This window comes from Sphingobacterium sp. xlx-96 (genome assembly GCF_011007365.1).
Taxonomy (GTDB): domain Bacteria; phylum Bacteroidota; class Bacteroidia; order Sphingobacteriales; family Sphingobacteriaceae; genus Sphingobacterium; species Sphingobacterium luzhongxinii.
In genome coordinates this window covers 191,939-213,173 of the sequence record NZ_WFKM01000001.1, presented here as the reverse complement: position 1 = coordinate 213,173, position 21,235 = coordinate 191,939, and the positions used below count along the sequence as shown (strand labels likewise).

Below are 21,235 nucleotides of genomic sequence, written 5' to 3'. Positions count from 1 at the left end.
GTGAGATCTTAAATACCAATACTAAAACAAACTCATGACAAAGATTCTTGATGACCACTTAGCATACACGCTTAAAAAAAGGGACAATTTTACGGTTGCCCCTTTTTTGTATTTAACTTGATTACACCACGATATTTATAATCTTGCCCTTGACAAAAATCATCTTTTTCACAGCTTTACCATCCAAATAACGCATGACATCAGCATTTGATAACACTATTTCCTCTACAGTCCTTTGATCTAAATCGAGGGATAGAGACAAGTTCATCTTCATCTTACCATTTATAGAAACTGGATAAGCAAATTCTGACTCAACCAAATACGTTGGATTAAATACCGGATAAACGGCGGAAGAAATTGATCCCGGCTCATTACCTAACAGAGCCCATAATTCTTCGGTGATGTGTGGTGCATAAGAAGATAACACAATAACAAAATCCTGTAATATTGTCTTTTTATTACACTTGAGCTCTGTCAATTCATTTACACAAATCATAAAAGCTGACACCGAGGTATTAAAAGAAAAACGTTCAATATCATCTTCCGCTTTCTTAATAATCTTATGCAACGCTTTATACTCTGCTTTACATGGTTCTTCAGTAGATACATTCAGATTACCTTCTGCATCGTGAAAGAGTCTCCATACTTTTTTTAAAAACTTATAAACCCCTTCAATACCGTTTGTGTTCCATGGTTTAGCCTGTTCTAATGGTCCTAAGAACATCTCATAGAGGCGCAAAGTATCCGCACCATAAAGAGCTATAATATCATCAGGATTAACAACGTTAAACTTGGATTTAGACATTTTCTCTACCTCAGTGCCACAGATGTATTTGCCGTCCTCTAAAATAAATTCAGCTTCGGCATAGTCTGGACGGGAAGCCTTAAACTTATCCGTATTCAGAACGTCATTATGAACAATATTCACATCTACGTGCAATGGAATCGTATTATAGGAATCCTTTAACCCTAACGAAACATACGTATTTGTCCCTCTACCTTCGTCATCTAATAAACGGTATACAAAACTGGAACGTCCTTGAATCATACCTTGGTTGATAAGCTTCTTAAAAGGCTCTTCTTCATTATGAAAACCAAGGTCTTTCAAAATCTTATTCCAAAAACGAGAATATAATAAGTGGCCTGTGGCGTGCTCTGACCCTCCTATATACAAATCAACAGCTTTCCAATAATCAACAGCATTCTTTGACACAAAAGCTGATCTATTTTGAGGGTCCATATACCTAAACCAATACCAAGAAGATCCTGCCCACCCCGGCATGGTACTCAATTCATACTCATATTGATCCTGATACTTCCACCCTTCGGCGCGCGCCAATGGTGGCTCTCCCGATTCCGTAGGCAAGTATTTATCGACCTCGGGAAGCAATAGAGGCAACTCTTCCTCCTTAATTAGATAAGGTATGCTGTCTTTAAAAAAAACAGGAACAGGCTCTCCCCAGTAACGCTGGCGACCAAAGATAGCATCACGCATGCGGAAATTAACTTTTGCTCTACCTAAACCTAACTCTGAAAGCTTAGCTATAAGTGCAGCTGTGGCTTCTGTATAGTTCATCCCATTTACAAAACCTGAATTAATGTACAAGCCGTCCTTATTGGGATCCGCGGCTTCTTCGATATTCTGACTGTCTGAAATAGCAACTATCGGCAGATTAAAGTGCTTCGCAAATACGTAATCACGTTGATCACCTGATGGAACTGCCATGACAGCCCCAGTGCCATAACCTGCTAATACGTAGTCCGCGATCCAGATCTGCACGTCTTCACCTGTTATCGGATGCTTAGCATATGATCCCGTAAACACACCTGAAACGGTCTTTGTATCTGCCATCCGATCTAACTCAGACTTTTTAGAGGTCTTGTCGATGTAAGCTTCAACTTCGAATCGTTGTCCATCTGTAGTAAGTGAAGCTACCAAATCATGTTCTGGTGCCAACACGATAAAACTAACACCAAAAATAGTATCTACTCGTGTAGTAAACACCTCAATATCCGAATCAAGCTGTGGTACAGGGAATTTGATCAATGCTCCTACCGACTTACCAATCCAGTTGCGCTGCATCTCGATCAAAGGTTCTGGCCAATCAATCGTATCTAACCCTTTAAGCAATCGATCCGCGTATGCTGTGATTCGCATAGACCATTGCATCATTTTCTTCTGTTCCACGGGAAAGCCTCCTCTTTCAGAAAGGCCGTTAATGACTTCATCATTGGCCAAAACGGTTCCTAGAGCTGCGCACCAATTAACAGTACTCTCTCTTAAAAAAGCTAATCTATATTTTAACAATTCTTTTTGCTGCTCTTGCTCCGTAAACGATATCCATTCTCCGGCAGTAAAAACACGCACATCCTCATCACACTCAGCATAAACGCCTTGAGACCCTTTGGTCTCAAAATGAACAACAAGCTTTTCGATAGGCACGGCACGATCTTCATTCTTATCATACCAAGCATTAAAGGCTTGCATAAATATCCATTGCGTCCATTTGTAATAATCAGGCTCTGAAGTGCGTATTTCGCGCGACCAATCAAACGAGAATCCAATATTATCCATCTGCTCACGGTACCGTTTAATATTTGCTTCAGTAGTGATGGCAGGATGCTGCCCCGTCTGTATAGCATATTGCTCAGCCGGTAAACCAAATGAATCATAGCCCATTGGATGCAACACATTAAATCCTTTAGTACGCTTGTAGCGGGAAAAAATATCAGAAGCAATATACCCAAGTGGATGGCCTACATGTAGCCCCGCTCCTGATGGATAAGGAAACATGTCTAACACATAGTACTTTGGTTTTTCGGTTGATTCTGATGTTTTAAAAGTTGCGTTTTCTGCCCAAAAGGCTTGCCACTTCTGTTCTATTGATTTATGATTATAATCCATTTCGTACAAAAAAAGAATTTTACAGGAGTTGCGAAAATAGCGATTTAAAGTCACTTTTAATACAAAATTTTTTATTGTCCATAATAATTTCAGATATTAGTTGTAATTATTAAGTGAGGATAGGACGATAAAAAATGTTAAATATATACTCCTTCAATTAGGTTATTATATTATTTATTCCTAAAATCATCTTAATTCTTTACTTTCGCATCAAATAATAAAAAAGGCTTATGTCAATAGTAGATCAAGGCTCGTCTCATAAAAGAACTAAATCTGTATATATTTCAACCGTTATCAGTATCGCATTGGTATTGTTAATGACAGGTCTTTTGGGCCTAATACTGGTTCATGCTAAAAACCTCTCCAAGTACGTAAAAGAGAATATCGTTCTTAATGTCATCGTCAATGACAAGATAAATGAGGGGGATGTCTTATCGCTTCAAAAAGATATTGAAAAAGATGGATATGTGTTACGCACTGAATATGTAAGTAAAGAACTTGCCGCTAAAAACCTCAAAGAAGATCTTGGTGAAGATTTTATAGAATATCTAGGCCATAACCCACTCCTACCTTCTATTGATATCTATTTAAAGGAACAATATGCCAATTCGGACAGTATACAACCTTTCATACAAAAACTGGCAAAAAATAGCCGTGTAAAGGAAGTAGTGTACCAAGAGTCACTGATCGACATGGTAAATAAGAACATACGGATCATCTCTATAATCGTGCTTGCTTTCACCGTAATTCTATTGGTTATTGCCGTAGCATTGATTAACAACACAATACGATTAGCAATCTACTCACAAAGATTCCTGATAAAAAGCATGCAGTTGATCGGTGCGACGAAAAACTTCATCCGTAAACCTTATATTATGTATGGGGTCGTTCACGGCTTGATTGGCTCCCTAATAGCGATACTTTTACTTATATTTACACTACAATTTGCGCAAAAGCAAGTACCAGAATTAGTTTTCTTACGCAACTGGTATGAATTTGGAGCTATATTTTTAATTGTTGTTATCTTAGGTATATTGATTTCCGGATTGAGTACTTATTTTGCAGTAACCAAGTATCTACGTGCTAAGTCACATAGTTTATACCGTTAATTTGTAGCAACAACCAACTTTAAGAATAAGATTTGTAAGTCATTACTTCATCACATAACTAAAAAAGAATGTCACAAAAAAATCCTATAGCAAATAATGAAAAACAGCAGAGTTCGTTTGTCTTTCAAAAAGTAAACTATCAACTTTTCATTGTCAGCATTGTTATCGTAGCCATTGGTTTTTTATTGATGATGGGCACTGAAGATATTTATAGTTTTGCAAAGATCACGCTAGCACCTTTAGTTGTAATTCTAGGTTTTGCAATGGGTTTTGTTGCAATACTCTATAAGCCTAAAAAATAAAAGAAGCTAAGAATGAGTTATTTTGAGGCTATTATTTTAGCCATTATTGAAGGACTTACGGAATTCCTACCCGTATCTTCTACAGGTCATATGATTATTGGCTCAGCTTTAATGGGGATCGAACCTTCTCCATTTGTCAAACTGTTTACCATAGTCATTCAACTTGGCACTATCCTATCCGTACTTGTACTCTATTGGAAACGCTTCTTTAAATCGTCAGATTTTTACTATAAATTAGTTGTTGCAGCCATCCCAGCCTCTATTCTAGGTATTGTACTGAATGATGTGATTGACTCATTATTAGAGAGTCCGCTGATGGTTGGCGTAATGCTCGTTATCGGAGGTATTGTGCTCTTGTTTGTTGACAAGTGGTTTAATAAACCAACAGTTGAAAACTCAGACAACATCAGTTTTAAGCAGGCTTTCTTAATCGGGTGTTATCAGTGTTTAGCACTTATCCCGGGAACATCTCGATCGGCGAGTACTATCGTTGGGGGGATGACACAACAACTTACGAGAAAAGCAGCAGCAGAATTCTCTTTCTTTTTGGCTATACCAATGATGCTAGGCGCTTCTTTGGTAAAGCTATTAAAATTCTTTAAAGAAGGTCATACTTTTACTGGCGATGAGATCAATCTCTTAATTGTAGGAAACATCGTAGGATTTATAGTCGCTATAATTGCGATTAAAACATTTATTGATATCTTGACGAAACATGGTTTCAAAGCCTTTGGCTGGTACAGGATTATTGTAGGTGCGATTATTATAGCTATGCTATTGAGTGGCCATAGTTTACAGATTATTTAATGGAAGATATTCAGCAATCAAACACACACTTTTCCTTTGCAGAAGGAGAAGTATTACTTGTAGATAAACCACTTACTTGGACGAGTTTTGATGTCGTAGGTAAGTTAAGAAATACCATGAAACCGCTTAAACTTAAAGTAGGTCATGCGGGAACCTTGGATCCGTTGGCATCCGGTTTATTGATTATCTGTACGGGCAAGTTGACAAAAAAAATAGACTCCTTTCAGGCCGAAGACAAAGAATATACAGGCACTATAACTTTGGGAGCCACAACTCCCTCTTATGACTTGGAAACCGAAGTCGATCAAACATTTGATATTTCAGGAATTACAGAAGACGAAATCCTAACAGCTGCAAAAAGCTTCTTGGGCGAAATAAGTCAGTATCCTCCAGCACACTCTGCTTTAAAGATAAATGGTGAAAGGGTCTACGAAAAAGCCAGACGAGGAGAAGAAGTAGAGCTAAAGCCTAGGACTGTAGTTATACATGCGTTTGACATTGAAAAAATAGAATTACCCCTTGTATATTTTCGTATAAAATGTTCTAAAGGCACTTATATACGTTCTATAGCAAATGACCTTGGAAAATTATTAAATAACGGTTCTCACCTTTCGTCTTTAAGACGAACGATGAGCGGTGAATACCATGTCGATAAGGCGTGGGATCTAGAGGAATTAATACAAACCATTAGAGCTCAAAAAGCATCAATGGAACTAGAAAATCGACTATAATTTCTAATGAAAATCTATAGAAACCTTGATGAATTTGCTCCTCTTGAAAATGCAATAGTTACTATTGGTACATTTGACGGAGTACATATCGGACATCAAAAAATATTAAAGAAGCTCGTTAATTGTGCAAAAGAGTTTGGTGGAGAATCCGTGTTATTAACATTCTTTCCTCATCCGAGACTTATTATCAATCCTGATGATGAAGGACTTCGTCTTATTAATGATATTGAGGAGAAAACACATCAGCTGGCATTAGCCGGCATAGACCATCTCATTATAACACCATTCACCAGAGACTTTTCTAATCAGAGTGCCGAAGAATACATTCGAAATGTATTGGTCAATAAGCTAGGTACTAAGTCTATAATCCTAGGCTATGACCATCATTTTGGAAAAGACAGAAAGGGATCGATCAAAGATTTAATCCATTTTTCGACTATTTTTGACTTTCAGGTTCAAGAAATCCCAAAACAAGATATTGATGATGTAGCCGTCTCCTCTACGCGTATACGTGAATCATTGATTAAGGGAGATATCCTCACTGCTAATAAATATCTGGGTTATCCATTTGAACTAACAGGGACGGTGATTCGGGGCGATCAAATCGGAAGACAAATAGGATTCCCAACCGCTAACATTCATGTTCACGAGGCACACAAGCTTATTCCAGCATACGGGATTTATGCTGTAGAAGTCGAGATTTACCCAAAAGTACCTTCTATTGACCTAGGAACCTATCAAGAACCGAAGCCAGAAAAAACAGCGCAAGGAATGTGCTATATTGGCACAAGGCCTACGGTAGATGGGATGAATAGGAAAATTGAAGTCAACCTATTGGACTTCACAGAAAACTTATATACAAAAACTATCCGCATCAAATTCATGGAGTTTATCCGACATGACGAACGCTTTGATTCATTGGATGAAATGCAGCAACAGATTAAAGTTGATGAAAAGAATATCAGAGCCTATTTCAAAAAATAGGCTCTGATCATTTAAATCAATTCAAAAAGATCATTTACACCAAGTAGTTTACGCGACGTAAATCCTTCTCCATAGGATACCTGTATATTCCGGCCAAACTCTCGTGCTCGAGCTTTTGTGTACTCCATAAAATCGGGTTTCGAGATATAGGTCTGTGGTCCATCCTCTTCCGTGAGTGAATTAAATTGAGTTTTGTAGGCTAAAATCGATTTTTCTTTTAATTCCCAATAGCTACTGATATCTAAAATAATATCAGGTTGTAAATATTTATCTTGAATCAACTGAAGTTGCAACCGAGGTCTAAATGCCTTTTGATTTACGCCATCTAGCTGCGTCTCAACACGTCGAAGGCCGGATAAGAATAACGAATCATTAACAAGCTTACTTGCGCGTCCATGATCTGGATGTCGATCATCAATCGCATTGGTAATAATAATCTCTGGCCTATATTTGCGAATAATACTGATAATAACACGCTGAGAATCTTCCTCATTGGCAAAAAAACCGTCCCGAAGACCTAGATTTTCGCGTACCGCTACACCCAATATCCGTGCAGCTTCTGCGGCCTCCTCTGCCCTGGTCTCCGCCGTACCACGAGTACCTAACTCACCCCTAGTCAAATCAATAATACCAACCGTCTTTCCTTCAGCCACATATTTAGCGATCGTCCCCCCAGCACCCAATTCGGCATCATCTGGGTGCACGCTCATAACCATTAAATCTAATTTCATATGTGTATAACTTGCTTTTAATAATCATATGGAATACTCATGGGTGTTTGTGCTTCGCTAAACATGAGTATTTCATATGTATATAACTTGATTTTCAACTGCCATTAACTTATCCCAAATAGTCGGGATGGAATATCCAAAATATATTCATTCGTGTTTGCGTAGTTTCCGATACATGGACATTTCATCTGTTTGTATTTTTTAGTTGTCAGCCAAAACTTATAACCGACACGATGTACATTATTTGCCTTACCCTTATTATGTTTTTAGCATTTAGAGCAAACTTAGGTAAATTATATTTTTTATTGATAGGCTTAATGAAATAGACGTATTGTCTTAGTTCTTTTATGACAAAGCCATGAAAGATTAATCTTGTTTCACTGCTAACAATTCCTGGATTTTACGTTGCACCCGAGCAGACATTGGACTGGTCACTGTATAATAAAAATCGACCACCCTTCCATTGCGATCAACAAGATATTTATGAAAGTTCCACAGGGGCTTATTATGTAATACCCCATTCAGATCTTTATTGGATAAGAATTGATACAACGGGTGAATGTAATCACCTTTAACGTGTATTCGTTTAAACACAGGAAATGTAACTCTCTCTTTTATTTTACAATAGGTTTCTAAATTAACCCCTGTGCGAGGTTCTTGATTTCTAAAATCATTGGATGGAAAAGCCAATATCTCAAAACCTTGGTCTTTATACCTTTGATACAACTGCTCCAACGTTTTAAACTGCCTACGAAAATAACATCCACTAGCCGTATTAACGATGAGGACAACCTTACCAGAAAAATCCTCTAGTGATCGCTCTTTTCCCGAAAATTCAAGAACTTTAAAGCTGTAAATATTGTTCTCCATATAAAACATCTTTATTGATAGGGTTTGTTAATAGGTCTTACTCGTTCATATTCACGAATGATGTTTTCCACTTCAAAATCCTCAGCAGGATCATAGGTACTTTTCAGATTATGGCCAAAAACACGAGCTACCCCTTGATATACGAAAGCCGTGATACTTCCTTTCATATCTTTGACCAAGTCATAACTGGTATTACCAGTTTGTCTTTCGATGAGTTTAATTAAAATCTTTCCTTGTGAGACCGAAAGGTTCTTTACTTCATTCGTAATTTTCTCTTTTATCTCTTGCTCACAAGCCTTTATCAGAGCTTTCTCTTCCTTCTTACTGTCTACCAATGCCAAATCTCTATCCAACTGCTCATATCTCTTTTGTGCATATATAGCATAAGGCAGTACCCGAAGAACATTTCTTTTCAACCTTAAATACCTATTTTTTTCCTCTTCACTCTTCCATTCTCTCCTAGCACGAATCACCACCTCTTCGATTGGAAACCAAGGAGCCTCTTCTCCCGATTGCAGTCTAGTGGTTAAATAGTAGCCAACTATTTCCGGAGTGCCCGCACCATAATGCGGTAATGTCAAAAGTGGCCTTTGCTCTTGCGCCATAGCAAAACCTCCCCATACCATAAGGAAAATTAAAATCCTTGTAAATCCACAGCTACACATTGCTTTTTTGACCATTGACTAATTAAAAAATTCTTCTTTTTTTGTATATTTATATAAATAAAAACAAAAACAAATAGGGCATATCAAACCCTAACTATAAAATTACAATTTTTGATTGAAATTACGAAAATAATTAAAAGGTTCTTATGGCAGATTATGTGATTGATATTGAGGCGGAAAACAAAGAAATAAGAAAACGGTATAGGGCTCTATTGCGGGCTTGTAAACCTACCTTACAAAAAGGCGACAAGCAGGAAATACGGAAAGCATTTGATTTGGCGCTAGAGAGTCACAAAGACATGCGTAGAAAATCAGGAGAGCCTTACATCTATCACCCTATTGCAGTAGCTCAAATCGCCGCAGAGGAAATCGGATTAGGCACCACTTCCATTGTCTGTTCGTTATTACACGACGTAGTTGAAGATACAAGTCTAACATTAGAAGATATAGAAGCGTTATTTGGAAAAAAAGTCACCAAGATCATTGATGGCCTCACCAAGATATCGGGCGTCTTTGACCCAAACAGTTCAATGCAGGCTGAAAACTTCCGAAAAATGTTGTTAACGCTAGCGGACGATGTGCGGGTTATTCTGATTAAATTAGCAGATAGGTTACATAATATGCGTACGATGGAATTTATGGCGCGCCATAAGCAGCTTAAAATAGCTTCTGAAACAAGCTACCTTTATGCACCATTGGCGCACCGCTTAGGCCTCTATGCGATCAAATCTGAACTGGAAGATCTCTCGATGAAATATACCGATCCAGATACCTATAAGTTTATCGCCAAAAAACTGAACGAAAAGAAAGCGGAACGGGAGCGATTCATTTCAAACTTCGTAGCACCGATCGAAGAAATCCTGAGGGAACAGGGGATTAAAGCCGAAGTGTATGGCCGACCGAAGTCCATACATTCGATATGGAATAAGATGCGTAAAAAATCAATTCCTTTTGAGGAAGTCTATGACTTATTTGCTATTCGGGTGATTATAGATTCGGAATACGAGAAAGAGAAGACTGAATGCTGGAAGGTATACTCCATCATTACTGATTTGTATAGACCCAATCCTGATCGCTTGCGAGATTGGGTATCAACACCGAAAGGAAATGGCTACGAATCGCTCCATACCACAGTAATGGGACCTAAAGGTCAATGGGTAGAAGTGCAGATACGTACTAAACGGATGAATGAAATAGCCGAAAAAGGATTTGCGGCACATTGGAAGTACAAAGAATCCAACTCGGATAATGGACTCGATCAATGGATTCAAAAAGTAAGGGATGTTTTAGGAAGTCCGGAGCAAAATGCATTAGACTTTTTGGATGATTTCAAAATGAATCTATTTTCGGATGAGATTTTTATTTTTACACCGAAGGGAGCATTAATACAACTTCCAAACGGAGCAACAGCACTCGATTTTGCTTTTGAAATACACTCTGATATCGGTGCTACATGTATCGGCGCCAAGGTAAATCACAAATTGGTACCGCTAAGTCACCCCCTTCAAAACGGAGATCAGGTAGAAATAATAACCTCGAACAAGCAAACTCCAAAAGAAGATTGGCTTAATTTTGTGGTAACAGCAAAAGCTAAATCTAAAATTCGTTCTTCCTTAAAAGAAGAAAAAAGAAGAGTAGCCGAGGAAGGAAAAGAGATATTGGAAAGAAAGCTCAAGTCACTGAAAATAACCTACAACACAGATAATATTAATAAGATAGCTAATTTCTTTAAATACCCGAGTTCGCAAGAACTATTTTATAATGTGGCTAAAGGAAATATCGATATCAAAAACCTGAGAGAATATGCTGCCAGTGAAAAAATACACGAGAGCAACACCAATCAATTCTCTTCCCATATATCAGGGTTAGTTGATAAGATCAATAAAAAAGAAAACGACACCATTTTAATCGGTGATGATCTACAAAAAGTGGACTATACATTAGCTCCTTGTTGTAATCCTATCCCAGGCGATGATATATTTGGCTTCCTGACAGTAAACGACGGAATAAAAATACACCGTACCTCCTGCCCTAACGCCTCCAAATTGATGGCCAATTATGGTTATAGAATCCTGAAGGCACAATGGGCATCATCGCAGATAGAAACATCCTTTCTGACAGGAATCCGTATTATAGGGATCGATGATGTCGGACTTGTCAATAAACTAACCACAGTCATATCGCAAGAATTTAAGGTAAATATACGGTCGCTGTCTATATCGAGTAATGAAGGCATATTTGAAGGAAATATCATGGTTAACATCAACAACCTAGATCAATTAGACAATCTAATTAACCACCTGAAACTAGTTAGTGGTATAACTAGCGTAACAAGATACGAATTTGAAAATTGATCATATCAGTATCAGAATTTTTTAATATGCTAGAATTAGAACAGAAATTGGTAAATTTGTTTAAGTGTTAAAAGAAGATGAATCAAGCTGAAAACTACAGTACAGTTAAAAAAATATTTGAGGCTTACTTAGAGAATAAAAATCTGAGAAAAACTCCAGAGCGTTATGCAATTTTAGAGGAGATCTACTCCCGTACAGATCATTTTGATGTAGAATCGCTCTATATTCATATGAAAAACAAAAAATACCGGGTCAGTCGAGCCACAGTTTACAATACCCTAGAACTCTTGGTATCTTGCGATCTAGTGACCAAACATCAGTTTGGTCGTAATATGGCTCAGTTTGAAAAGTCCTATGGCTACAAACAACACGACCATGTTATTTGTATAGAATGCAACAAAGTGGTTGAATTTTGTGATCCCCGAATCCATCAGATTCAAAGTATGATTGGTGATCTTCTAAAATTCGACATCAAGCATCACTCTCTAAACTTATATGGGGTGTGTCAGGATTGCCGAGAATCTAAAGGCAAAGAACAGAAAAAAGTAGGTAAGGAAGTAATTTCAAATTAATTCTCCATCCTTTATTTTAAATAGTATTTTTGTTCGGAAAATTGAGTAATCAATTTTCCGAACTTTATTTTATTGTAGTATCTATTAATGGATCTACATTTGGTAAGGGCTATTTTTCAGTATTATTCTGAAAATGATTTTTATAGTCAGTTAACACCTTAAAAAAGGTGTTTTTCTTAGACTAAGGTCAAGGTCTTATTTTTATTTTTTGAAAATTTCAATTTTAATCTCAAAATAATACGTTATGCAAGTTGATGTGCTACTGGGCTTACAATGGGGCGACGAGGGAAAAGGAAAGATAGTCGATGTACTATGTCCTCAATATGATCTTATCGCTCGTTTCCAAGGAGGTCCTAATGCAGGACATACGTTAGAGTTTGACAACAAAAAGTTTGTTTTAAACACTATCCCTTCAGGTATTTTTAACCCAAAAACTTTAAACTTAATTGGAAACGGTGTAGTAATCGATCCAATTATTCTTAAAAGAGAGTTAGATAACCTAAAGTCTGCAGGTTTTGATCCTGTAGGAACAGGAAAATTAGTTTTAGCGCGTAAAGCGCACCTAATTCTTCCGACGCACCAACTTTTAGACGCGGCATCGGAGTCCAAAATGGGTGAAGGAAAAATCGGCTCCACTTTGAAAGGGATCGGCCCCACCTATATGGACAAAACAGGTAGAAATGGTCTTCGTGTAGGGGACACTACGTTACCTGATTTCATGGAACGCTATGAAAGATTAAAAGAAAAACACTTGAATATCTTATCACATTATGGTGAAGTTCCTGATTTCAAAGAACGTGAAGACGCTTTCCTAGCCGCTATCGAATTCTTAAAGACAATACCTCATGTAGACTCAGAACATTTAGTCAACCAATACTTAAAAGAAGGAAAAAAAGTATTAGCTGAAGGTGCACAAGGTACATTGCTCGATATCGATTTCGGTTCTTATCCATTTGTAACTTCATCCAATACGACAACAGCCGGTGCTTGTACAGGATTAGGTATAGCTCCTAACAAAATAGGTGACGTACTAGGCATTTTCAAAGCTTATTGCACCCGTGTTGGAGGTGGACCTTTCCCAACAGAGTTAGATAATGAAGTTGGTGAACAACTACGTCAATTGGGCCATGAATTTGGTGCAACAACAGGGCGTGCTAGACGGACAGGATGGATTGATATCCCTGCCTTAAAATATGCAATAATGCTGAACGGCGTAACGGAATTAGTAATGATGAAAGCAGATGTACTCGATACATTTGAAAAAATATATGCTTGTACACATTACAGATATAACGGAGAAATTATTGACTATATGCCTTACGACATAAATTCAATCAAACCAGAACCGATCTTAGAGGAAATCGAAGGTTGGAATCAGGATCTAACAGGGATACGCTCGCAAGAAGAAATCCCTGCAGCACTGGCAAATTACATTGCTTATTTAGAAAAAGCACTTCAAGTGCCTATCAAATATCTATCTGTAGGACCAGACCGTACACAAACTATTGCTTTGAATTAAGCCATGGCTAAAGCCATATTTGAAGTTGATCACTTATTTGAAGCTAAAGCTCTAGAATGGGCTCAACAATTCGAACAAGTGTGTTATTTTCAGTCCAATGGCTACAAGGACGCTTACTCCTCTGTGGCTTCTCTATTGGCAGTAGATGCTAAAGCCGACTTCGAAAGCGATGGTACACAAACCTTCGCTAAGGTAGAAAATTTTAAAACCAAGTATCCACAAAACTGGATGCTTGGTTTTTTTAGCTACGACCTCAAAAATGAGTTAGAGGCACTAACTACTTCGCAGCCGGATAACCTGGGCTTTCCAGAGGCCTATTTTTTTATCCCAAAAACAGTATTAAAGTTTTCGAATTCAAGCTTGGAAATCGAGTCGAATAATCCCGAAGAAATATTTCAATCCATTGACAATTTTTCGTTTATGAACCAAGACTTTACACGAAAAAGATCGGCTATTCGTGTAAAAAAAAGAATGTCCAAGGAGGTCTATTTTAATGCGTTTGAAAAGATGATGTATCATATCAAACGTGGTGATATCTATGAAGTAAATCTCTGTCAAGAATTTTATGCAGAACAAGCTATACTAAATCCTATAGCTACATACAACAAATTGAATAGAATATCTCCTACACCATTCTCGACTTTTTTTAAACTGAGAGATAAGTTTGTCCTTTCCGCATCACCGGAACGTTTTCTTGCAAAAAGAGGACATACATTAATTTCGCAACCTATTAAAGGTACAGCACCTCGGGGAGTGACTGAGGAAGAAGACGAATGTCTTAAAAGTGAATTACGCAACAACCCCAAAGAAATTGCCGAGAACGTAATGATTGTCGATTTGGTACGCAATGACATGACACAATCTGTAGAACCTGCCAGTGTAGATGCAAGTCGAAAATTGGAAGTACATACCTTTAAGCAAGTACACCAACTAATCTCCACGATAACAGGACAACAAAAAGCAGACATTTCGGATATACAAGCTTTAAAAAACCTGTTCCCCCCTGGGTCGATGACAGGTGCTCCCAAGATTAGCGCCATGCGCTTATGCGATTTGTATGAAAAAAGTAAAAGAGGTATTTATGCTGGTACAGTTGGATATTTTTCACCAGATGGGGATTTTGATTTTAATGTAGTAATACGCACAATTTTGTACAATCAGAGCCAACAGTATCTATCTTTTCATACCGGGGGAGCTTTGACTTATAGTGCTAAAGCGGAAGAAGAATATAAAGAATGTCTTTTGAAAGCTAGCGCAATAATAAGAGCACTTGATAGCGAGTTAAAATAAGAATACACTTGTATTAAACAGTTTTTACTGTTCTAAATTCCTTTTTGGAAGAATCTTTCATAAACCTTACATTTACAACCGAAAACTATAATTATATGGCTCTAAATTACGTTTGGGTTTCGTTTTTCTTGATCACTTTTGTGGTAGCTCTGATAAAACTTATCGGCGGCGACACGGAGGTCTTCCAAAATATTGTCAAGGCTTTATTTGACAGTGCAGCAGGTGGCGCTACCATCTCATTAGGCTTAATAGGAATGATGACCTTTGCATTAGGAATAATGAAGATAGGAGAAAAAGGTGGAATGATTACCATATTTGCACGTATTGTAGGTCCATTTTTCAACAAGCTTTTTCCAGAGATCCCCAAAAACCATCCTGCCTTGGGATCTATTTTAATGAACTTTTCAGCTAATGCTTTGGGTCTAGATAATGCAGCGACCCCCTTGGGACTAAAAGCCATGAAGGAATTGCAAGAACTGAATCCACGAAAAGACACGGCGTCTAATGCACAGATTATGTTCATTGTTTTGAATGCATCAAGCTTAACCTTACTACCCATATCTATCATGGCTTATAGACAGGAGGCTGGAGCAGCACAACCGTCTGATGTATTTCTCCCCATCCTGATTGCTACTTTCTTCTCGACATTAGCGGCTCTATTCATGGTTTCCATTTATCAAAAAATAAACTTATTCAACAAAACAATATTATTATACTTGGGTAGTCTATCTCTTGCAATTGGTGGACTTCTTTACTATTTTTCAACCTTACAACAACAGCAAATAGAAGTAATTTCTTCGGTGGTGGGGAATTTAACCCTCTTTTCGCTGTTTGTTTCTTTCATAGCTCTCGCTTTCTACAAAAAAATCAATGTGTATGATGCCTTTATTGAGGGAGCCAAAGAAGGTTTTGGTGTCGCAGTCAATATCATTCCTTATCTAGTTGCTATATTAGTAGCCATAGCCATTTTTAGAGCATCAGGAACAATGGATTACCTCGTAAACGGTATTTCATTCTTAATTGCTAAGTTAGGTTTTGATACTTCTTTTGTGGAAGCACTCCCAGTGGCATTCATGAAGCCACTTAGTGGCTCTGGAGCGCGAGGGCTGATGGTAGATTTAATGGCCGCTAAAGGTCCAGATGAATTTGCTTCCCGTGTAGCCTGTGTAATTCAAGGATCTACGGAAACAACATTTTATGTTTTGGCCGTTTATTTTGGATCTGTAGCTATCAAAAACACAAGACATGCGTTACCATGTGCATTGATTTCTGAATTTATTGGTGTGATTGCTGCTATAATAGTAGCTTACATTTTCTTTGGATAATATCTTTTAATTTAAGCATGAAAACAATTGCTCTAATAGCTCACGATGGAAAAAAAGCCGAGATGGTGGCTTTTGTTAAAGACCGTATCGAACACCTAAAAAAAGCTAAACTGGTAGCGACTGGCACTACGGGTACCTATGTAAAGCAGACAGGTTTAGAAGTAGAATTGAAACTGAGTGGACCTAAAGGAGGCGACGCACAGATTGCTGCTCTTGCTGCAGAAGGAAAAATTGATGGTATTATCTTTTTTAGAGATCCGCTAGGTAAGCATCCGCATGAACCAGATATTCAAATGCTGATGCGTATTTGTGATTTGTACAATGTTCCTCTCGCGACCAACCCAGGTACCGGATCTTTGATTATAGAAGGATTATTAGACGAATAAAAAAACATGAACGACGAAGTTAAAGTAACTATTGGTAAAGAAAAATACAAAACAGAAGTACAAATCAATCAACATAGTTTTATAGCTGATGAACCTACCGAAGTGGGTGGAACTGATCTTGGTCCTAAACCTACTTCCCTCCTCTTATCGGCACTAGGTACCTGTAAGGCCATGACCATGCGGATGTATGCTGATCAAAAACAATGGCCTTTAGAATCTGTTGAAATCAGATTATCTGCTGAAGTGATCAAAAGCACACTACAGCAGACCACGTATATTCGCTGTACCGTAAAACTGATTGGTGATTTGGATGAAATGCAAAAAGAACGGATTTTCAAAGTCGGTGACAAATGTCCCGTTCAAAAGATTCTAAGCAACCCTATTGTTATCGAAAGTAATATACTACAATAAAATTACAGTTAATTTGTATTAGGGGTATTATATTTGCACCATCAAAAGAAGTCACTAATGTCATCATCACAAGAGGAACTCGTATTAAGTAGTCCGTACCAGCAATTTGAAAGAGAAGAGTGGAAGGATCTAAATGGACAATTTAACCTGAATCTGGAATCTACAGACATCAATTTGTTACACGCCCTTAATGAACCTCTAAATATGAAGGAAATCGAAGAGATTTATTTCCCTTTGGCACATCTGATCGAACTACATATAAAAAATTATGACAGGATAAGAGATAATAGTAACTCTTTTTTTCAAAGGAATCAACAAAAACTGCCTTTTATAATCGGCATCGCGGGCTCGGTGGCAGTAGGAAAAAGCACAACCGCCCGGGTCCTCAAAAAAGTACTATCATTTCTCCCAAATAAACCAAAAGTGGAATTAGTGACCACTGATGGATTTTTATTCCCCAATAAAGTCCTTGCTGATAAAAATATAATGAATCGAAAAGGATTTCCTGAAAGTTATGACACAAAAAAACTTCTGCATTTCCTTTCCGCAATCAAATCCGGAGTTCAATCTATCTTCGTACCGATGTATTCGCATCTGGAATACGACGTACTTCCCAAAGAAGACCAAGAAATTAATCAACCTGACATATTGATACTGGAGGGTATCAATGTATTACAGGTAAACTCCCAAAAAGGTCAAAACAACAAGGTGTTTGTATCCGATTTCTTTGACTTTTCAATCTATGTTGATGCATTGGAGCAAGATATTATTTCCTGGTACATTAATCGCTTTGAATCGTTAAGAGCAACAGCCTTTCAAGATCCAACGTCTTATTTCCATAAATATGCAGATATGACCTTAGAGGAAAGTCGCGACATGGCCACTCAGATATGGAATGAAATAAACAAACCAAACCTTCATGACAATATTCTACCAACGAAATATAGGGCCGATTTAATATTGCAAAAAGGATCAAACCATTTTGTCGAGAGTATTAAAGTTAGAAAGATTTAGCCTGTCTGTGCTTAAAGTCTAAGATATATTTCAAAATTTCATTTTCTATACTTTTATGAAGTTTATTGCTGCTACTGACAGCATAAAGCTCCATTTTGTATCGGACAAAATCTTTCCCTATTTCAACCACTTCCAAATCGAGCTCATTGGTGGGAGCTAAATTGGGATGATTTGTTAAAGTAGAACGAATATCACTTTCTAATTGATCAACTGATATGGGAATCGCTAATGGCAACTCAAATTTTACCGTAAATAAATTGGAGCGATGAGCCGATAAATTTACCATTGGATTGGTAAAAACAAGATTATTAGGTATCATCACAATATCATCTTCATCATTTTGCAATTCGATATTTGCAAACGTAATATCGACTATCCTTCCCTTTTGATCACCGACTTTAATCCTGTCCCCTACAGAAAGTTGTTCAGAAAACATAATAAATAATCCGCTCAACATATTCGTGATATAATCTCTAAATAATACCGCTATAGCCATCGCTACAATAGTAAGACTGGTAAGAAATTCTATGGGCTTGATCCCAAATGCTATCATCAAGGCTATGACAACAAATACCGCATTTAACATCGCGGTTAGACGATTTATCCCCAATACAAAATTGCCACGTACTGCCACCTTTGCATGACGGGCATTATAAAAAGAGATAATAACAAAGCGTGCAATTGAAACGATAATACTGGGCACAAGAAAAAAATAAACTCCTCTTAAAACCTGATACCACCACATAGTCTCATCTTCCTTAGTAGTATTAAAAAAAAGCGTGATCGTAACGGTTAAAAGAACAATCTTTATAACGAACGTAAACGGAAATTTGCTTGTATTAGTCTTTTCTACCATTTTTCTGATTTCTCTAAAGATGCCTAATCTACTAATTTTTGAACAATTGGCGATACTATTTAAGCACAAAACTGTTTTAGAATCACCAAAAAATACACTAACTTAGCCCTCCTAAAACGAAACCGTTTTTAAATATGGAAACAACATTTGATTTTGAAAAGCCGATTGCAGATTTGCAAACTCAAATAGAGAAGGTTCATCAAGTAGCAGAGAAAACGAAAGTCGACATGAGTGCTACAATCCGTGAACTCGAAGAAAAACTTACTGAAACAACAGTCGATGTATACAAAAACATGACCGGTTGGCAAAAAGTGCAGATGTCACGGCATCCGGACAGACCACAGACATTCGACTATATTGATATGATCTGTGATGAGTTTATTGAATTGCATGGTGATCGGACAGTAAAAGACGATAAGGCTATTATTGGAGGTTTTGCTTCCATTGGAGGTCAATCGGTTATGGTTATCGGGCATCAAAAAGGTAAAAATACTAAGGAGAGACAATACCGAAACTTTGGTATGGCCAATCCAGAAGGATATCGCAAAGCGCTTCGCCTAATGAAAATGGCCGAGAAGTTTAACAAACCTATTGTGACACTTATTGATACAATGGGAGCTTACCCAGGTCTGGAAGCAGAAGAACGTGGTCAAGGAGAGGCTATCGCACGTAACCTCTTAGAGATGTCCGTACTTAAGGTACCTGTAATCTGTATCGTAATTGGCGAAGGAGCTTCTGGCGGGGCATTGGGGATTGGTATAGGCGACCGTGTGTATATGATGGAAAACACTTGGTATTCTGTTATATCTCCTGAATCTTGTTCTTCTATTCTATGGAGAAGTTGGGATCACAAAGAGCGTGCTGCTGAAGCATTAAAATTAACCGGAAAGGATATGCTCGCTAATGGATTAATCGATGGTATTATCCCCGAACCTCTGGGCGGTGCTCACCAAAACCCGGAAGAGGCAGCAAATCATTTAAAAACACAGATTTTAAATGATTTGGAGATATTGAAAGCGAAAGCGCCTGATGTACTTGTCACAGAGAGAATAGACAAATTCAGTAAAATGGGCGTTGTCCATGAATAAAAAAAAGCCTCTTTCGAGGCTTTTTTTTATTCATACGACATTCTTAATCCCAAGTCGGTTCACCTGCTTTCATTTTATTAAGTATAGCTTGATAATTTTCCTTTTCGCTTTCCGAGGCTGCTACTAAAGCCTTCTCCTGCCATTTAATGGCATTGGCTTTGTCACCTGATTTGTACAAAAGATTTGCATACGTATCCAGATAAGCCGCATTCTCTCCCGCCTCTAAAGATTTTTTACTCCAGGCCAATGCGGATGTGATGCATGCTGCATCATCACAGTTTTCAAAAATTGTCCAAGCAAATGAGTTCAAATCTTGTGGAGACAACCGTTTACTACCCACTTTAACAAATTCATCAACGGCATCTTTAAAAGCCGGCCAATTCTTTACTCGACCATAATATTGAGCTTTAGCTCTAGCCAAAGACGATGTCATATCTACATAGGGATGAACTTGTTCTATTTCTTTCTGCAAGGCAACAAAATCAACGGAAGGCGTTTCAGCTTTCCCTATTTTAGGCATAACAAGCTCGTAGACTAATATTGAAGATAAAATATCATTACTACTACCTGGTTTTTGAGTTTCCTCAAGCAATGCATCTACCTTTTTCATGTTATCTTTAATAATACCATATGAAGCGCTCTTACTAGAAGTTGCGCCTTGCAATAGTAAGTCAATATTGTCTGACGTCAAAGCTCCTTCAACACCTACACTCTCAATAAAAGCAGTAATTGCTTTACTGGACATAGCTTCATCATAGGCAGACTGTGCGGCTTTCGCCAAACTTTTCGCTATCGCGGCGTCTTTGGGGTTAGCCTCAAACTTTTTGACCAATGTTACGTACTGTGTCTCTGGATTGAGTCCTTCCTTCGCTCTTGCGATAAAGGATTCCGCCTCTCCGCCTCCTACCATACGATGTACGAGCTCACCATTTGGTGAAAAAATAAGAAAAGTAGGATATGCCCTGACACCGTAATCTTTAGCAAATCGAGTAGCCTCGCTATACCACGACTTGACTTCTTCAGTATCTTTTTTAGTCTGATCCATCTGAAGTTTTAGATTTACAAAATTGGCATTAAAAAAAGTGCCTACATTTTCCTGTGGAAAAACATTTTCTGCCATCCAGATACAAGGGCCACACCAGGTCGTAAAGCAATCCACAAAAATATGTTTATTCTCTGCTTTCGCTTTGGCTTTGATTTTTTCCCAATTGCCGTTGTGTTCAAAATTAATCCCTTTTTCTTGACCCGTCACGAAAAGAGGGATGATAAAAAGAAGTGTCAATAATTTTCTCATAATGTTTAATTAGTTTATAGAG

The 21,235-nt window shown here is 37.7% G+C and carries 20 protein-coding genes; 14 read left to right on the top strand and 6 right to left on the bottom strand.

Going from position 1 to position 21,235, the window contains the following annotated elements:
- Positions 1-121: 121 nt before the first annotated feature.
- Entirely contained in the window at positions 122-2,905 is a 2,784-nt protein-coding gene (leuS, locus tag G7B20_RS00960; RefSeq protein ID WP_164108168.1) for a leucine--tRNA ligase, read from the bottom strand.
- 230 nt (positions 2,906-3,135) lie between these two features.
- On the opposite strand from leuS, the gene G7B20_RS00955 reads away from it, so the two are divergent.
- The 5 genes from G7B20_RS00955 (at position 3,136) to G7B20_RS00935 (ending at position 6,838) form a co-directional block, all read left to right on the top strand.
- Positions 3,136-4,014 (top strand): cell division protein FtsX, encoded by an 879-nt coding sequence (locus tag G7B20_RS00955; protein ID WP_164108167.1) that lies wholly within the window; start codon positions 3,136-3,138, stop codon positions 4,012-4,014.
- Between the two features lie 68 nt (positions 4,015-4,082).
- Positions 4,083-4,316 carry a DUF3098 domain-containing protein gene (locus G7B20_RS00950; protein WP_164108166.1) on the top strand — a complete coding sequence of 78 codons (234 nt, stop codon included), beginning with the start codon at positions 4,083-4,085 and terminating at the stop codon, positions 4,314-4,316.
- Positions 4,317-4,328: 12 nt separating this feature from the next.
- On the top strand, positions 4,329-5,123 hold the full coding sequence (locus G7B20_RS00945) for an undecaprenyl-diphosphate phosphatase (protein ID WP_164108165.1): 795 nt from the start codon (positions 4,329-4,331) through the stop codon (positions 5,121-5,123).
- Positions 5,123-5,854: a tRNA pseudouridine(55) synthase TruB gene (gene truB, locus G7B20_RS00940; protein WP_164108164.1), complete on the top strand. Its 732-nt coding sequence runs from the start codon at positions 5,123-5,125 to the stop codon at positions 5,852-5,854. The genes G7B20_RS00945 and truB overlap by 1 nt, the downstream gene beginning before the upstream one ends.
- A 6-nt stretch (positions 5,855-5,860) precedes the next feature.
- Positions 5,861-6,838, top strand: a complete 978-nt coding sequence (locus tag G7B20_RS00935; RefSeq protein WP_164108163.1) for a bifunctional riboflavin kinase/FAD synthetase — start codon at positions 5,861-5,863, stop codon at positions 6,836-6,838.
- 11 nt (positions 6,839-6,849) lie between these two features.
- Here the strand turns inward: G7B20_RS00935 and bshB1 are convergent, their stop codons facing one another.
- The 3 genes from bshB1 to G7B20_RS00920 all read right to left on the bottom strand — a co-directional run bounded on the left by bshB1 (position 6,850) and on the right by G7B20_RS00920 (position 9,065).
- Positions 6,850-7,569: a bacillithiol biosynthesis deacetylase BshB1 gene (bshB1, locus tag G7B20_RS00930; RefSeq protein ID WP_164108162.1), complete on the bottom strand. Its 720-nt coding sequence runs from the start codon at positions 7,567-7,569 to the stop codon at positions 6,850-6,852.
- Positions 7,570-7,935: 366 nt separating this feature from the next.
- The gene (locus G7B20_RS00925; protein ID WP_164108161.1) at positions 7,936-8,439 is read right to left on the bottom strand and encodes a glutathione peroxidase; all 504 of its coding nucleotides are present in this window, start codon (positions 8,437-8,439) and stop codon (positions 7,936-7,938) included.
- 11 nt (positions 8,440-8,450) lie between these two features.
- Complete coding sequence (locus tag G7B20_RS00920) at positions 8,451-9,065, bottom strand: DUF4294 domain-containing protein (RefSeq protein WP_164108160.1); 615 nt, start codon at positions 9,063-9,065, stop codon at positions 8,451-8,453.
- A gap of 185 nt (positions 9,066-9,250) precedes the next feature.
- Between G7B20_RS00920 and G7B20_RS00915 the strand changes: the two genes are divergently transcribed.
- The 8 genes from G7B20_RS00915 (at position 9,251) to coaA (ending at position 17,975) form a co-directional block, all read left to right on the top strand.
- Positions 9,251-11,458, top strand: a complete 2,208-nt coding sequence (locus tag G7B20_RS00915; protein WP_164108159.1) for a RelA/SpoT family protein — start codon at positions 9,251-9,253, stop codon at positions 11,456-11,458.
- Positions 11,459-11,535: 77 nt separating this feature from the next.
- Complete coding sequence (locus tag G7B20_RS00910) at positions 11,536-12,030, top strand: Fur family transcriptional regulator (protein ID WP_164108158.1); 495 nt, start codon at positions 11,536-11,538, stop codon at positions 12,028-12,030.
- A gap of 244 nt (positions 12,031-12,274) precedes the next feature.
- Entirely contained in the window at positions 12,275-13,549 is a 1,275-nt protein-coding gene (locus G7B20_RS00905; protein ID WP_164108157.1) for an adenylosuccinate synthase, read from the top strand.
- A 3-nt stretch (positions 13,550-13,552) separates the two neighbouring features.
- Positions 13,553-14,839 carry an anthranilate synthase component I family protein gene (locus G7B20_RS00900; RefSeq protein WP_164108156.1) on the top strand — a complete coding sequence of 429 codons (1,287 nt, stop codon included), beginning with the start codon at positions 13,553-13,555 and terminating at the stop codon, positions 14,837-14,839.
- A gap of 95 nt (positions 14,840-14,934) precedes the next feature.
- Positions 14,935-16,164, top strand: coding sequence for a nucleoside recognition domain-containing protein (locus tag G7B20_RS00895; protein ID WP_164108155.1), 1,230 nt, complete (start codon positions 14,935-14,937; stop codon positions 16,162-16,164).
- A 17-nt stretch (positions 16,165-16,181) separates the two neighbouring features.
- Positions 16,182-16,550, top strand: a complete 369-nt coding sequence (locus G7B20_RS00890; protein ID WP_164108154.1) for a methylglyoxal synthase — start codon at positions 16,182-16,184, stop codon at positions 16,548-16,550.
- 6 nt (positions 16,551-16,556) lie between these two features.
- Positions 16,557-16,961 carry an OsmC family protein gene (locus G7B20_RS00885; RefSeq protein ID WP_164108153.1) on the top strand — a complete coding sequence of 135 codons (405 nt, stop codon included), beginning with the start codon at positions 16,557-16,559 and terminating at the stop codon, positions 16,959-16,961.
- A gap of 57 nt (positions 16,962-17,018) precedes the next feature.
- On the top strand, positions 17,019-17,975 hold the full coding sequence (gene coaA, locus G7B20_RS00880; protein WP_164108152.1) for a type I pantothenate kinase: 957 nt from the start codon (positions 17,019-17,021) through the stop codon (positions 17,973-17,975).
- On the opposite strand, the gene G7B20_RS00875 is transcribed toward coaA, so the two are convergent.
- Positions 17,962-18,831 (bottom strand): mechanosensitive ion channel family protein, encoded by an 870-nt coding sequence (locus G7B20_RS00875; protein WP_164108151.1) that lies wholly within the window; start codon positions 18,829-18,831, stop codon positions 17,962-17,964. The genes coaA and G7B20_RS00875 overlap by 14 nt on opposite strands.
- A 134-nt stretch (positions 18,832-18,965) precedes the next feature.
- On the opposite strand from G7B20_RS00875, the gene G7B20_RS00870 reads away from it, so the two are divergent.
- Positions 18,966-19,919 carry an acetyl-CoA carboxylase carboxyltransferase subunit alpha gene (locus G7B20_RS00870; protein WP_164108150.1) on the top strand — a complete coding sequence of 318 codons (954 nt, stop codon included), beginning with the start codon at positions 18,966-18,968 and terminating at the stop codon, positions 19,917-19,919.
- Between the two features lie 43 nt (positions 19,920-19,962).
- Here G7B20_RS00870 and G7B20_RS00865 read toward each other — a convergent pair whose 3' ends face one another.
- Positions 19,963-21,213, bottom strand: a complete 1,251-nt coding sequence (locus G7B20_RS00865) for a thioredoxin family protein (RefSeq protein ID WP_164108149.1) — start codon at positions 21,211-21,213, stop codon at positions 19,963-19,965.
- Positions 21,214-21,235 lie beyond the last annotated feature (22 nt).